At 43.4% G+C, this 915-nt stretch carries 1 protein-coding gene and 1 pseudogene; both read right to left on the minus strand.

The window, feature by feature from the left end; translation table 11 throughout:
* Nucleotides 1–682 (minus strand): 50S ribosomal protein L1 (gene rplA, locus A3729_RS20895; protein ID WP_068634239.1); only part of this gene is annotated, 682 nt, incomplete at its 3' end.
* A pseudogene (rplK, locus tag A3729_RS20900) lies at nucleotides 682–915 on the minus strand (50S ribosomal protein L11); the annotation flags it as partial. The gene rplA and the pseudogene rplK, both read right to left, overlap by 1 nt.

Here is a 915-nt window from a genome sequence, read left to right on the forward strand (position 1 = left end):
TCTGATCAATAAGTAGACCAGGACCCATTGTTGAAGAAAGTGTAACTTTCTTCAAATAAACACCTTTTGCAGAAGCAGGCTTAGCCTTCTTCAAGTCAGCCAACAATGCTTCGATATTCTGTTTAATCGAATCAGCTGAGAACTCAACATTACCAACGATAGTATGAACAATACCGTTCTTGTCAGTTCTATAACGAACCTGACCAGCTTTTGCATTTTTAACGGCAGTCGCTACGTCTGGCGTCACTGTACCAACTTTCGGGTTTGGCATTAGACCGCGTGGACCAAGAATTTGACCTAACTGACCAACTACACGCATTGCGTCCGGAGATGCAACAACTACGTCAAAATCCATGTTTCCAGCTTTAACTTCAGCAGCCAACTCGTCCATACCAACGATATCAGCACCAGCTTCTTTAGCTTTCTCTGCATTTTCACCTTGAGTAAACACAGCAACACGAACTGTTTTGCCAGTTCCATTTGGTAGTACTGTAGAACCTCGAACAGCCTGGTCAGATTTACGCGCATCAACACCTAGGTTGATAGCAACATCTACCGACTCAGTAAACTTAACACCGTTTGAAAGCTCAGCAAGCAAAGCTACCGCTTCTTCTACCGTGTACGCTTTTTCTGCTTGAACTTTTTCCTGCACCAACTTTTGGCGCTTTGTTAATTTTGCCATTAGTTAACACCCTCAGTATTAAGTCCCATGCTACGCGCTGTACCAGCAATAATTCTTACTGCAGCATCCATATCACCTGCATTTAAGTCAGGGTCTTTAGTTTTAGCAATTTCTTCTAACTGAGCGCGAGTAACAGTTCCAACCTTCTCAGTATTAGGACGACCGCTACCACTAGTGATACCAGCAGCTTTCTTCAACAGAATAGATGCAGGTGGGGTCTTCATGACAAAAGT

The sequence above is a fragment of the Oleiphilus sp. HI0043 genome (assembly GCF_001634935.1).